This is a genomic window from Anaeromyxobacter sp., from assembly GCA_016718565.1.
GTDB lineage: Bacteria > Myxococcota > Myxococcia > Myxococcales > Anaeromyxobacteraceae > JADKCZ01.
Map to the genome: position 1 here is coordinate 1 of JADKCZ010000005.1, position 13,697 is coordinate 13,697.

The 13,697-nt window shown below is 73.6% G+C and carries 6 protein-coding genes; 5 read left to right on the plus strand and 1 reads right to left on the minus strand.

The window, feature by feature from the left end:
* The first annotated feature begins 853 nt into the window (after positions 1-853).
* From IPO09_12530 to IPO09_12540, 3 genes are all read left to right on the plus strand, one after another.
* Positions 854-1,468 carry a hypothetical protein gene (locus IPO09_12530; GenBank protein MBK9518149.1) on the plus strand — a complete coding sequence of 205 codons (615 nt, stop codon included), beginning with the start codon at positions 854-856 and terminating at the stop codon, positions 1,466-1,468.
* 769 nt (positions 1,469-2,237) lie between these two features.
* A complete protein-coding gene (locus IPO09_12535; GenBank protein MBK9518150.1) occupies positions 2,238-3,239 on the plus strand; it encodes a hypothetical protein in 1,002 nt (333 codons plus the stop codon).
* Positions 3,240-3,304: 65 nt separating this feature from the next.
* Positions 3,305-3,832, plus strand: coding sequence for a hypothetical protein (locus tag IPO09_12540; GenBank protein ID MBK9518151.1), 528 nt, complete (start codon positions 3,305-3,307; stop codon positions 3,830-3,832).
* A gap of 58 nt (positions 3,833-3,890) precedes the next feature.
* Here the strand turns inward: IPO09_12540 and IPO09_12545 are convergent, their stop codons facing one another.
* Positions 3,891-11,801 (minus strand): fibronectin type III domain-containing protein, encoded by a 7,911-nt coding sequence (locus IPO09_12545; GenBank protein ID MBK9518152.1) that lies wholly within the window; start codon positions 11,799-11,801, stop codon positions 3,891-3,893.
* A 221-nt stretch (positions 11,802-12,022) separates the two neighbouring features.
* On the opposite strand from IPO09_12545, the gene IPO09_12550 reads away from it, so the two are divergent.
* Both IPO09_12550 and IPO09_12555 read left to right on the plus strand, forming a co-directional pair.
* Complete coding sequence (locus tag IPO09_12550; protein ID MBK9518153.1) at positions 12,023-13,486, plus strand: VWA domain-containing protein; 1,464 nt, start codon at positions 12,023-12,025, stop codon at positions 13,484-13,486.
* A gap of 16 nt (positions 13,487-13,502) precedes the next feature.
* Positions 13,503-13,697 (plus strand): hypothetical protein, encoded by a 195-nt coding sequence (locus IPO09_12555; GenBank protein MBK9518154.1) that lies wholly within the window; start codon positions 13,503-13,505, stop codon positions 13,695-13,697.

Genomic DNA, 13,697 nt, shown 5'->3' on the forward strand with positions numbered 1-13,697 from the left:
CCACGTACCGCTGGGCCAGCACCTGTTCCTTCCGCCAGTCCTGGACAAGGTCTTGGAAAGCGAGCCGATGGAGGCCGTGGCGTTCGTGCGGGACGAAATGTCCAACATGGTGTGGGCGGTGGAGACCCGGGTCACCGACGGCGACGGCCGAGGCCGCGACGGATCCTCGCAAGCGCGCCACCTGGATGGCGCGCTGGCCCAGCTCGAGCGCGCTCTGGCCGGCCCGTCTGCATCTCCGGCGGAGAACTCGGCCACGCCACCACAGCTCCAGTTCCGGCTCGGAACCAGCGTGCCCGCTAATTGGATTCCCTTTGTGCCCGTGCACAAACCCGCACAGACCCGCGCCATCCGCCTCCAGCGCGCATCAATGCCTCGCTTCTTCCTGGATGGGGTGGCACCAATCCGTCCGACCACCTCTATCCTTCGCCCAGGCCTCCGCACCGACGACACCCAAGAGGGGCCGCTGTACCTCGACGAGGAGGAGGTACCTCGGACAGGCGTGTGCGTAGAGGGGACGCTCCAGCGCTCGCGCTGGTGTGGCGGCGAGACCCATGTGTGGCATGGCCGCCGCGTCACTCGGCCGGGGTGAGGGCGGGAGCGGGGCTGCGCTTCGACGTCATCGAGCGGCGCCGCACCTGATGGTGGCATTGACTCCGCCTTCAGCCGTCCCCAATTCTTCCACCCTGTATGTGCGAAAGCACACCTGCTCTTTAACCAGGACTGAAGAGGAAGCTCCTAAGGCGGGGGAGTCCGACCGGAAGGCGAGTCTGGTTCGCTCGAGTGGATGCTCGGTCGTATTGGATTCGTCCTTCCGGGAGGCATCGTGAGCCTTGGGTGGCCGCCGCGTCCTCGGATGCTGGTGCTCACGGGCCTCGCCGGCTCGGGCAAGACCGAACTGTTGCGGCGCCTGTCCGCCCTGGGTGAGCAGACCATCGACCTGGAGCGGCTGGCCAGCCACCGCGGCTCCGCCTTCGGTGCTGCTGGAGAGGGCGCGCAGCCGTCGCACGAGGCCTTCGGCCTCGCCGTGGAGTCGGCCTGGCTGGCGAGCGATCCACGGCGAGTTCTGTGGGTAGAGGACGAGGGCCACTTCATCGGAAGCGTCGGGCTTCCACCGGCCCTGCAGTTGGCCCTGGCAGAGGCTCCGTGCGTCGAGCTGGAGGTGCCATTGGAGCGTCGGCGCGCCCGGCTTGTGGCCGAGTACGGCGACGTCCCGCTGGAGGACCTGCTCATCGCGCTGAACCGGTCGGCCCGGCGCGTCGGCTCCCCCCGGGTAGAGATCGCCCGGGCGGCGCTCCGGCGCGGACGGGTCGACGAGGCCGTAGTGCCGCTCCTCGAGTACTTCGACGCAGCCTATGCTGAGCGGGCGCGCCGCATGCGACGCCGCGTGTTGGCTCGCTTGGACCCGGTCGACGACGTTTCCGGCCTTCTGCTCGCGATCGGAGCGCTGGTTGGGACTCCCGCCCGATGAGACCCGTCCAGGAGGCGGCATTGGCTCTTGTCGCTCACTCCAGGGCGCTTCGGGGCCGGCAGTTGGCGCTCCCACTTGGCGCTGGCCAGGAATAGTAGGGGGCTTGGCCTCTACACCCCACCACCCAATCACCGAACTTCACGTGCTATTTCCCAGCGTGCCCTCTCCAGCGCCAACGGTTTCGGCCGCGAGGGTGCCGAAGGTGTGGGGGACTCGCCGCCCGGTTTTCGGTGCCGCCAGACGCGGACTCCTGGTGCGTCTCGGGGTGTGGGGGACCGCGCGATCCGAGTTTAGACACCGTCCAGGGGTGTAGGATCCAAGCCCCCTCCCGCGCCAACCTGGCGCCAAATCCAGTGTCCACTCGCGTCCATTCACGGCGGGTGTAGGGACCTCGTCCGGACCTCGATTCCTCAACGCTCCCAGCGGTTTCGTTGGAGAACGACGCGCCGCCGCGGTTTCGCTGAGTTCACCTAAAGTACGTTCGAGTCCCCCACACCCCGCACGCACGCCTGCAGAAGCCCCCGGGATGCCGTGCCTTCACGCGGCGGACAGGAGCCGAGGAGCGCCCCCCTGGCCGGTAGACCTGCGGCCGGAGGGGGTGACGGTTTGCGCCAGCCACCCTGCCCATCCTCGTCCCTGAGGTGAGACGTACTCAGGGACAAAGCCGCGATTCCCCTGGCTCCACCCTGCGCCGACGTCGGGGAATGAAGGTTGCAGAGCCACCTTTCGCCAGCCGGCCCCTCCGCCGGCCCTGGACGGGAGGGGCCCCATGTGTGGTGAGCAGCTGGACCCGGTCGTCGCCGCCGCGCGGTGCGTCGCGAGCCACGACTACCGAGGCGCCCTCGACATTCTCCACGGCGGCCTGAGCCGCGCGCCGAAGGACCCCTGGCTCATGCTGCGGCTCGGCAGCCTCTACGGCAGGACTGGTCGGCCACAGCTCGCCTCGGACTGGTTTGCGCACGCGGCCGAGCTGCTGGAGCGCTCGGGAATGTATCGCCAGGCAGGCCTGGCCTGGCTTCACGCCTCTCGGCACGATCCACGGCGGATCCGCAGTGCGATCCGGTTCGCGGACCGGGTCTACTGCCTGGGCAGCCTGTCCGGGGCGGCGGCCGTCTTCAACGGCCTGCCCAGCATCACCACCGGCGTCGACGTCCCGACCCAGGCCGACTGGTTCTGGGTCGCGGTCCCCATCGCGCTCGAGACCCAGTCGGATGCGCTGGCCTGCCAGATCGTCGAGAACCTGCTGGCCCTCACTGGAGTCGAGATCATCTTCCAGCTGCTGCGCGAGTCGGAGGCGACGGTGCGCCTCGGCGTCGAGGGCCAGGCGTGTGCCGCTCGCTGCCTGCTCGCGCTCGGGTCGAGCCAGCGGAGGGCCGAGGAGTTCAGGGGCAGGGTCGAGCGGCAGGTGGGCGGCGGGAGCGTCGCCGCCCCGGGCACGCCATCGTCCGTCAGGGTCTACGACCCCCTCCTGGCGCCCGAGGAGGCCTTCGCGCGCGGGCTGGCGGTGCGTGCCGCCGCCCGGGTCGAGGCGCGCGGGTCGGGCGCCAGCGCAGCCCGGCACCCGGGCGCGCGCGCCCACAAGCCGAGCCCCTGGCAGATCCCCGCCTCGTTCGATGCGAGGCCCATGCTCCCCGAGCCCCCCTTGCCCCGCGAGTGGATGGTGCGCCTGCCCTCGCTCTTTCGCCGCTACGCCCAGTGGCTGGAACACCAGGGACCGCGGCAGGAGCCGCCGCGGCGGGCCGGCGTCCGGAGACCTCGCGCCGCCCCGTGAAGCAATCGCCGTACCCTGTCCGTCGCCCGGCTAGACTCAGCTCGACCCGCCGCCGAGGAGACTCGATGCCCCAGCTCCTCACCCGCCCCGACCCGGCCTGGTTCATCCGACCCGACGGGGAAGACGGCTCGGCCACCATCCACGGGGTGGGCCACGTCACCCGCGTGACCGTGCACGCCGTCGAGCTGGCCACTCAGCTCGGCCTGGCCGGCTGGCAGGTCGAGGCGGCACGCCTGGCGGGCCTCTGGCACGACATCGGCCGGGAGCACGACGGCGGTGACTACTTCCACGGGGGTCGCAGCGCCGGGAAGGCGGTGGGACTCGGGCTGCACCTCGGCGTCGAGCCCCGCACGCTCGAGGTGGCGCTCTTCGCCGTGACCTACCACGCGGTGGAGGACCACTGGGGTGAGGAGGCCTCCGAGCTGACCTCCGACCCGGCCGCGACGCTGGCGGTCTACCGGGTCCTCAAGGACGCCGACGCCCTCGACCGGGTCCGCTTCGGCCGCCACCGGCTCGACGTGCGGCAGCTGCGCCATCCGGAGGCGAGGGTGCGCATCGAGCGAGCGGTGCAGCTGGTGGACGAGCTGCGGTGACGTCGAAGCACCTCTGGCGCCGGGGGCCCGCCCTGGGAGGAGGCCGCCCGGCGCCGCCCTACTGCGGCACCGCAACCCTGGCGATGACGTTCCCGTTCGAGTCTCGCCAGATGTTCATGCTGCAGACTCCTGCCCCGGCGGCGCCGCCCCCCGGGGAGCCGGAGCCGGGGGAGCTCCCCGGCTGGCCGGGGCTCGGCGGCGAGGGTGGCGCCGGTGGCGGCGCAGGCGGCGCAGGCCCCGGCTGGCTGGGGTCGATGTCCTCCATCTGCTCCTGGGCCCGGGCGTTTCGCTCCCTGCTGTCCCCACACCCCGCCCCTTCGCAGTCGGAGGAGTACTGGGTCTCGCCCGAGGTCTTGGACTTGTCGTCCCAGATGACCTCGGTGCAGGTCCCCGCGTAGCAGCTGCGATCGAAGTCCACCCCGTCCTCGGTCTTCCCCACCTCGCGGTAGTCGCCCGTCTCGGGGTCCTCGATCCGCTCCACCGTGCCCGGCGGGACCTCGTCCATGTAGTCGGCGTCGCCGTTCCAGCTGGCGTCGACCCGGCCGCTGCGGTCGACCCAGCTCACCGGGTCGCCGAAGGCGTAGAGGTAGGCGTTGGCACCGCCGGAGGCCGGACCCAGCGGGTCACGGGTGAGGAAGCGCCCGGTGGCGGCGTCGTAGTCGCGGGCGTCGAAGTGGGTGAGCCCCGTGTCGGGATCGAGGAGGCCGCCGGCGAACCCGAAGGGCTGGAAGCCGGGGCTGGTGTCGAGCAGCACCTCGCCGAACGGGCCGAACTCCAGCCGCTGCGCCACGGCCCCGGAGGCGACGTCGACCACCAGCCGCGGGCTGCCCACGTGGTCGGACACGATCCGGTAGGTCCTGCCGCCCCGGACCATGTAGTCCGGGGCGCCGCGCCCCACGCCGCGGACGAAGCGCGAGACCACCTGGCCGGCGCCGTCGAGCTCGGCGATGACCCGCCGGCCCGCGTCGTGGACGAAGCCCTGCACCAGCACGCCGCCCACCAGCCTCCCGATCCGGAGCCCCACCCCGTCCACGAGGTACTGCACCGTCGGCGCGCCGGCGCGCGAGACGCCCGTCAGCGCCCCGAAGGCGTCGTAGGCGTACGTGGTGGTGCTCCCGCCCTCGGTGCGCCTGGCCAGCTGGCCGTTGGGGGTCCAGCCGAACGTGGCGGCCCCGTGGGAGAGCAGCTGGTCCCGCGCGTCATAGGACGCCGCGGTGCCCCCGGAGGGACCGCTCGCGGCGACCCGGTTCCCGTTCTCGTCGAAGGTGTAGGAGGCGACGATCGTCCCGTCGCGGGTGACCTCGCGGAGCCGTCCGGCCGGATCGTAGGCCAGGGCCGTCACCTCGGGCGGCTCGCCCAGGACGGCCTCCGTCCGCAGCGTGACCCGGCCGAGCGCGTCGAAGACGTAGCTCGCCGCGTAGAGCTCGCCGCCCCGGAAGGAGACGCGCCGCTCCACCGGCTCTCCGAAGGCGCTGGAGAGCCAGGTCTCGGCGACGTCGCCGATGGCCGCGGCGACCGGCAGGCCGTTGGTCGCCGAGCGCGAGACGGTGAGCGCCCCGGCGCTGGTGAGGAGGCCGTCGGCGTCGTAGCCGAACGCGACGGGCGGCGTGCCGTCCACGGTCTGGCTGGTGACGCGGAAGTCGCCGTCGAAGGCCAGCGTGACGCCCCCGGGCACCGGCCCCTGCCACGCGGTGCGGGTCCTGAGGAAGCCGTCGTACGCGAACGAGAGCGACCCCGCCCCCGTCCGCGTGATGGAGGCGAGGAGCCCGGACGTCGGGTGATAGGTGATGGCCACCTGGTCGGCCCCCGCCACCTTGCGGACGAGGCGCCGGGCGGCGTCATGGGTGAGGTCGACCGTCGTGCCGTCCGCCAGGGTGCGCCGGAGCGGCAGGCCGTCGACGCCGCGCTCGAGCGCGAGGGTGGCGACCCCCTGGCCGACGTCGGGCAGGGTCTGCGCGACGAGCAGGCCATCGGCGCCGAAGACCAGCCCCTGGGCCGGCCGGCCCGGCGGCGCGTACGACACCACCCGGCCGCGCGGGTCGCGGCCGAACGCGGCCTCGCGCCCGTCCGGGAAGACCTGGCCGATGACGCGTCCCGAGGCGTCGTGGCGGTAGCCCACCTGGGCGCCGTCCGGGTAGGCCAGGCTCTCGAGGAAGCCGCCGGCGTCGTAGCTCATGACGTGCTGCCTTGCGCCCAGGCCCTCGCCCCGGGTGACGCTGGCGACCCGGCCGCGCCAGTCACGGGCGTATCCGGTGGGCGCCAGGTCGCCGCGCTGCCGGCGGACGACGCGCCCCTGCGCGTCGTAGTCGACCACGATGGTCCGGCCGCCCGCCGAGGTGGCGATGGCCTGGCGCCGGACGGCGTCCTCCTCCAGGGTGAAGCGGCGCCCGTTGACGCTGCGCACCGAGTGCAGCGCGGTGTAGCCCACGGGATCGCCAGCGGGCGCCGGGGTCACCGTCAGCTCGCGGCGGTAGGTGTTCACCAGCCCTGCGGGCGTGCGGATGGTCTGCTCCACGACGATGGGCGACTGCACGCCGAAGCGTGGGTCGGGCCCGAGGACCGTGGTGATGGTGGTCCCGTCGGGGCGGGTGACCGTCCTCGTCCCGTCCGGCGCCACCGCCTGGGTCAGGACCCGACCGTCGGCGCCGGCGTCGGTCCGGACGCTCCCTCCCGCCGCTGGCAGCGTGACCCCGAGGCGGGCGAGCGGGCCGGCGCCGGTGGAGGTCGCGACCTCGAAGCCGCTGGTCCGGGTGGTGCGCGCCAGGGCGAGGAAGTCGCCGCTGGGCCCCACGTCCCGGATCAGCCGGCCGACCGGGTCGTAGAGGAAGGACCTCACCTGGTCCGCGGGGTCCGTCACCGAGGTGAGGAGCCCACCGGGCGCGTAGCCGAAGCGCGTCGCCTCGCCCCCGGGCCTGGTGATCGACTCGAGGAGCCCCTGGCCATTCACGCCGAGGAGCGTGCGCTGGCCGTTCGGCGCGACGATGGCCGTGGGTCGGCCCGCCGGGTCTCGCTCGAGGGCGGTCAGGTTGCCGTCCCCGTCGGCCACGGACACCAGGCGTCCCTCGGCGTCGTAGCCGAACTCGTGGCGCACGGCTCCGGTGGCGGTCCAGATGGTCCGGACGTGACGGCCGTAGAGGTCGAACTGGTACCGCTGCGAGCCGTCGGCCGAGGCGACCGACCCGGAGATGGCGGTGTCCGAGACGACGTTGGCGATGCGGCGGATCCGGTCGTTGCCGGTGTCGGCCACGTAGACGCTGCCGTCGCCGGCCAGGGCGATCGAGGCTGGGCCGCTGAGCGCGGCGTTGCGGGCCAGGCCCCCGTCACCGGCGGACCCGGCCACGCCGGTCCCGGCCAGCGTGCGGATGAGACCGTCCGAGCTGACCACCCGGATGGCGTGGTTGCCGGTGTCGGCGATGAAGAGCGTCCCATCCGACGCGACGGCCACGCCCTGTGGGCCGTCCAGCCTGGCCAGCGTGGCCGGTCCGCCGTCGCCATCGAGCCCTCGGCCATTCCCGCCGGCCACGGTGACCAGCACCCCGTCTGGCCGGAGCCGGCGGACGGCCTGGTTGCCGGTGTCGGCGATGAGCACGCTCCCGTCGGGGCCGATGGCCAGCCCCGACGGCGTGCTCAACGTGGCGCTCCGTCCAGACCCACCGTCGCCGCCGTAGGCGGCCACCCCGGTGCCGGCCACCGTCTCGATGAGGCCGCCGGGAGACACCCGCCGCACCCGGTGGTTGCCGGAGTCGGCCAGGTACAGGCTGCCGTCCGGGGCCATGGCCGCCGCCCTCGGCAGATTGAGCTGGGCGGCCTCGGCGGGCCCGCCGTCGCCGGAGAAGCCAGGGACGCCCGTGCCCACCGCGGTCCGGATGATGCCGTCCCAGTCGACGGCGCGGATCCGGTGGTTCAGCCGGTCCACGATGAGACCGCCGCTGTCGGTGACCAGGCCGCCGGTGGGGTGGTTGAGGGGCGTCATCCAGGCCAGGCCGCCGTCGCCGAGGTAGCCGCAGGCGTCCTCGTAGCCGGCCTCGGTGGTGGCCAGCCCAACCCCATCGACGAGCCGGACGACGCAGTGGCCGGTGTCGGCGATGAAGTAGCTGCGGCCGTCCGCGCCGAAGCCCAGGCCGTAGGGCGTCCTCAGGCACACCTGGGTGGCCGGCGTGCCGTCAGGCGAGGGATGGTCGCACCAGCTCGCGCCTGCCACCGTGGCGACACCCCGCAGGGGGTTGCCGGCGGTCTGGAGGCTGCGGCGTCCGCCGTCACCGAGGAGCAGGCCGACGTCGGGGTCCACCGCGTGGTGGACGTCGAGGCTCCAGCCGGCCACGGGCTGTGCGAAGGCGGCGCTCGCCCGGACCACCTGGCGGAACCGCTGCGACAGCACCACGGCCATGCGGGCCTGGACCGGGGAGAGGCGGTTCGGGCTGAAGCGGGCGAAGGCCGCGGAGAAGTCCGCGGGGACCGGGTAGTAGAAGGCTGGGTAGCCGTAGAAGATCGTCACCTGCGCGGACTGGGCCCCCTGGATCGGGCGTCGGTAGGCGTCCAGCCCGTCCCAGGTGAACACGTGCGTGAGGTTGGGCGCTGGGGCGTACTCCCGCTCGAAGATCTGACCGGCCACGGTCACCCTGAGCAGGATCCAGGCGAGGCTGGGCGGGACCTGGCCTCCCGTCAGCGAGATCACGAACGACCTGGCGCCCAGCCTGGCCGGCGCCCGGTCGCTCTGGTAGTGGAGCGCGTAGGGCGTGCCCGGGATCGGCACCGCCTCGCCCAGGACCTGGTTCTGGGCCTCGACGAGCGAGGCGCACTCGATGGTGAACTCGTCGTCGGTGTCGTCGCCCTGGGGCGGCGGCTGCGCGGGGGGCTCGGCGTCCGGCGGCGGTCCGTATGGCCAGTTGCAGTCCCAGGGCGTGAAGTGGGCCACGGGGACCCGCCACAGCTGCGTCGGCGGCCGTGGGTAGAGCGAGGCGAGCTGCTCCCGCTCGGCGTCGCTGACGCCAAGGGCCGCCAGGGCGCTCGGCGCATCGGCCTGGCCATCCCCGTCGGCGTCGAGGTCGGCGCGCCCGCCGGTGATCGCCAGGATGCGGACGACCCGGCCGTTCTGGGAGGCGATCCAGAGCCCCCGCTCCCGGTCGAGGTAGCCGGCGGGGACGGCGCTCCCCACCGGGAAGCCGAGGAAGTCCTCCACGTAGAACGGGAGCGGCCGGTCGAAGCGGACATCCACGGCCCCCGCGGCGAGGGCCTCGTCGGCGCTCAGCTCCACGGCGTAGGTGTACCCGCTCGAGGGCGGGAGGTGGGCCGGCATGGCGTCCGGCCCGGACGTTCCCACCGTGTACTCGGTGGCGCGGACGGTGAGGCTGTCGAGTGGGATGGTGGCACCGCCTGGCAGGACGAGCGAGGCGGCCGTTCCGGCCGGGACGAGCAGGGTGGCCTGCCGGGTGCCGGATCCATCCGCGACGACGCTGCCGCGCGCCACCTGGATCGGCGTGGAGGAGCCGAGCTGGACCACCGTCGAGACCGGGTCGAGGCCCAGCAGGACCATGTCCGGGACCGCCACGAAGGTCTTCCAGGGCACCTCGACCTGGCGCTGGGCGGGGAGGAAGCCCGCCATGCTGCAGCTCACCGTGAGCGGTCCGCCGCCGTTCACCACGAGGTCGTAGCGGCCGTCCGCCCGGCTCAACGTCTGGCCGAGCTCCGGGTGGCCGAGGACGGCGATGGTCGCGCCGGAGGCGGGGGCGCCGTCGGAGCGGCGCACCTGGCCGCGGAGCACGGCCGCCCGGTCGGGGTCGATGGTCCCGTCCGCCACGCCGGTCTGGATCGGGCTGGGGCCGGAGGAGAGGAACCGCGTCGACTCGTGGAAGTCGGTGGCCACGCTCGGATCGATGGCGGAGGCCACGGTGGACGGGTCGGGAGGGAGGGTCGGCCCGGGACCCGTGGTGGCGGTGGCCGGGTCGGAGGGCACTGAGGTGCCGTAGGGATAGACCGCCCGCACGCGGTACCAGTACGGCGTGTCCGCGGCGAGGCCGGCGTCGAGGTGCGACGTGGCGGTGCCCGCAACGGTGACCTGGTCGGCGTACCCGGTGGTGGCCGAGGTCCCGCTCCGCTCCACGACGAAGCTGGTCTGGCCCACGTAGCCGGGGCTCCAGGCGAGGAGGATCTCGGTCGGACCCTGTGCGTTGGCGGTGACGCCGAACGGAGGCGCCGGGAACCAGGTGGTGGCGGTGGCCGGATTGGAGGGCACCGAGGTGCCGAAGGGATAGACCGCCCGCACGCGGTACCAGTACGGCGTGTCCGCGGCGAGGCCAGCGTCGAGGTGCGACGTGGCGGTGCCGGGAACCGTGACCAGGTCGGCGTACCCGGTGGTGGCCGAGGTGCTGCTCCGCTCCACGACGAAGCTGGTCTGGCCCACGGAGCCGGGGCTCCAGGCGAGGAGGATCTCGGTCGGGCTCTGCGCGTTGGCGTAGGCGCCGTACGGAGGCGCCGGTGTCCAGGTGAGGGCGGTGACCGGGTCGGAGGGCACTGAGGTGCCGTAGGGATAGACCGCCCGCACGCGGTACCAGTACGGCGTGTAAGCGGCGAGGCCGGCGTCGAGGTGCGACGTGGCGGTGCCGGGGACGGTGACCAGGTGGGCGTAGCCGGTGGTGGCCGAGGTGCTGCTCCGCTCCACGACGAAGCCGGTCTGGCCCACGTAGCTGGGGCTCCAGGCCAGGAGGATCTCGGTCGGACCCTGCGCGTTGGCGGTGATGCCGAACGGAGGCGCCGGGGTCCAGGTGGTGGCGGTGACCGGATTGGAGGGCACAGAGGTGCCGTAGGGATAGACCGCCCGCACGCGGTACCAGTACGGCGTGTCCGCGGCGAGGCCGGCGTCGAGGTGCGACGTGGCGGTGCCCGCGACGGTGACCAGGTCGGCGTACCCGGTGGTGGCCGAGGTGCTGCTCCGCTCCACGACGAAGCCGGTCTGGCCCACGTAGCTCGGGCTCCAGGCGAGGAGGATCTCGGTCGGGCTCTGCGCGTTGGCGGTGGCGCCGAACGGAGGCGCCGGGGTCCAGGTGGTGGCGGTGGCCGGGCTGGAGGGCGCGGAGCTGCCGTAGGGATAGACCGCCCGCACGCGGTACCAGTACGGCGTGTCCGCGGCGAGGCCGGCGTCGAGGTGCGACGTGGCGGTGCCCGCGACGGTGACCAGGTCGGCGTACCCGGTGGTGGCCGAGGTGCTGCTCCGCTCCACGACGAAGCCGGTCTGGCCCACGTAGCTCGGGCTCCAGGCGAGGAGGATCTCGGTCGGGCTCTGCGCGTTGGCGATGGCGGCGACCGGAGGCGCCGGGGTCCAGGTGGTGGCGGTGGCCGGATTGGAGGGCACTGAGCTGCCGTAGGGATAGACCGCCCGCACGCGGTACCAGTACGGCGTGTCCGCGGCGAGGCCGGTGTCGAGGTGCGACGTGGCGGTGCCGGGGACGGTGACCAGGTCGGCGTACCCTGTGGTGACCGAGGTGCTGCTCCGCTCCACGACGAAGCCGGTCTGGCCCACCGAGCCTGGGCTCCAGGCCAGGAGGATCTCGGTCGGGCTCTGCGCGTTGGCGTTCAACGCCACCGGCGGGGCGGGCACTTCGGTCTGGGTGGTGGCGTAGACCACGTTCGAGTACGGCGAGACTCCGTGCGCGTTGAAGGCGCGCACCCGGTACCAGGAGGCGGTGCCTGGAGCGAGTCCCGAGTCAGCCCAGCTCGTCGCGCCTGCGGCGAGGCTCGCGACCTCGGCGAACCCGCTCGAGGAGGAGGTGCCGCTTCGCTCGACGGTGAACCCGGTCTCGTCGCTCGACAGGTCCGACCAGGCCAGTGCGATGGACGTCGCCGACACCGCCTGGGCCGTGAGGCCGCCCGGAGCCAGGGGCGGATCCCCGGCTGAACCACCGCCCCCGCCACCACCGCCGCACCCCGACTGCACTGCTGCGACGAGCACCGCGAGCACGAAGGTCCGCTTCATGGCTCCCCCCTCGGCGAGGCGGGCACCCCCGCATCGCGCCGGGAAGCAGGCGATGCGACGGCTCGGTCGACAGGCCTCGCCTGCCTGACATGCACCCACAGGATGCGACCGTCGAAGGGAGCAGGACGACAGGCATCGCGGGGACCCCCACGGGGGTGCGGCGAGGGTGCCAGGCAGCCGGAGCGCACCCCCCGTGTCCGTCCCACCTCGATCCTCCAGCCATGAAGACCAGCGCCCGCCTCACCTACGAGTCCCTCCGCTTCGACCAGCCCGCCGCCGCCCACCTGGTGATCACGCTCACCGCGCCGCCGCTCGACCCGGCCGCCAGGCGCCCGCCGGTGTGCGTCCTCCCGGTCATCGACGTCTCCGGCTCCATGCAGGGCGAGAAGCTGCAGCAGGCCAAGCTGTCGGTGCTGAAGCTCATCGACCACCTGGGGCCGCAGGACCGCTGCGGCGTGGTGGTCTTCTCCACCGAGGTCCGCGTGGTCGCCCCGCCGGTGGAGATGGCGCCGGCGGCCAAGGCGGACCTCAAGCTCAGGGTGGGGGACCTCGACGCCGACGCGCAGACCAACCTCTCCGGCGGGATGCTGGCGGGGCTGGAGCTCGGCAACCTGGCGCTCCTGCCCGCGGGGATGCTGGTCCGCGTCATCCTCTTCACCGACGGCCTCGCCAACCAGGGGGTGGCCACCACCTCGGAGCGGCTCCTGCCGCTGCTCGACGCCCACCGCGGCCGCGCCACGCTCTCGGCCTTCGGCTACGGGGACGACGCCGACCAGGAGCTGCTCTCCGACCTGGCCAGGCGCGGCGCCGGCAACTACGCCTTCGTCGCCACGCCGGACGACGCGGTGAGCGCCTTCGCCCGTGAGCTGGGGGGCCTCCTCTCCACCTACGCCACCGGCCTCGAGGTGCGGGTGGTGCCCGCCCCGGGCACGGTGGTCACCTCCGTGCTCTCCGACGTGGACGCCTCCGAGGCGGCCGGCGCCGTCGTGCTGCGGATGGACGACATCCTGGCCGAGGAGGAGCGCCACCTGGTCCTCCGGGTGGGGCTGCCGGCCTGCCGCGAGCCCGCCACCGTGCCGGCCTTCCAGGTGGAGGGGCGCTACGCGCTGGTGGTTGGGGGCGCCCTGGCGCAGCAGACCTTCGCCTGCGCCGTGCAGGTGGACCGGGTCGAGCCGCCGCTCGCCCAGGCCAGGCCCGACCAGGCGCTCGACCTCATCGTGGCCCAGGCCGAGCTGCTGCGGGCCCAGCTCGACGCCGAGGTGCGCGCCCGCCGCGGCGACTACCAGGGCGCGGTGAGCTGCCTCTTCCAGGCCTCCTTGAGCTTCGAGGATCGCGGCCACGCCTCGGTGGCCTCCGCGGCGCGCGCCATGGGCGAGCGGATGCGGGACGAGGCCTCCTTCGACCTGAGCGCCGCCCACCGCAAGAGCATGCAGGCGGGGCTCGCGCGCGCCTCCTCCAGCGAGCTCGAGGGCGAGGCCAAGGCGCGGCTGCGCCAGATGGGGAAGAAGTTCTCGACGAGGGCCCAGGACGAGATGGACGACTCCTTCGGCGGATCCAGGCGGGGGCCGCAGGCGCCGCCCCAGGGCGACGGCGCCGCGCCGCGTCCGCCGGGCGCCGGCCCCACGCCGCCCCCGGGGAGCACGGGGCCCGCTGGCGTGAGCCGGCGCCGCTCGAAGCGCTGGTGAGGAGGGGGGAGCAGACATGACCGAGCCCCAGCCCTGCGGCGACCCGACCTGCGACACCTGCCTCCCGCCCGGGGAGCGCTGCCCCGTGTGCGGCGCGCTCCACGCGGGAGGCGCGGTGCCCTACTGCTCCCTCGAGTGCGCCCTGGCCGGCGGCGCCGCCGAGCCTGAGCCCGACTGCGACCCGGAGTCGCACGCCGACCCAGTTCGTTGA

Coding starts and splice junctions, on each gene's coding strand:
- IPO09_12535 (MBK9518150.1), top strand. CDS start 2,238: ATGTGTGGTGAGCAGCTGGACCCGGTCGTCGCCGCCGCGCGGTGCGTC.
- IPO09_12530 (MBK9518149.1), top strand. CDS start 854: ATGCTGGTGCTCACGGGCCTCGCCGGCTCGGGCAAGACCGAACTGTTG.
- IPO09_12545 (MBK9518152.1), bottom strand. CDS start 11,801: ATGAAGCGGACCTTCGTGCTCGCGGTGCTCGTCGCAGCAGTGCAGTCG.
- IPO09_12555 (MBK9518154.1), top strand. CDS start 13,503: ATGACCGAGCCCCAGCCCTGCGGCGACCCGACCTGCGACACCTGCCTC.
- IPO09_12550 (MBK9518153.1), top strand. CDS start 12,023: ATGAAGACCAGCGCCCGCCTCACCTACGAGTCCCTCCGCTTCGACCAG.
- IPO09_12540 (MBK9518151.1), top strand. CDS start 3,305: ATGCCCCAGCTCCTCACCCGCCCCGACCCGGCCTGGTTCATCCGACCC.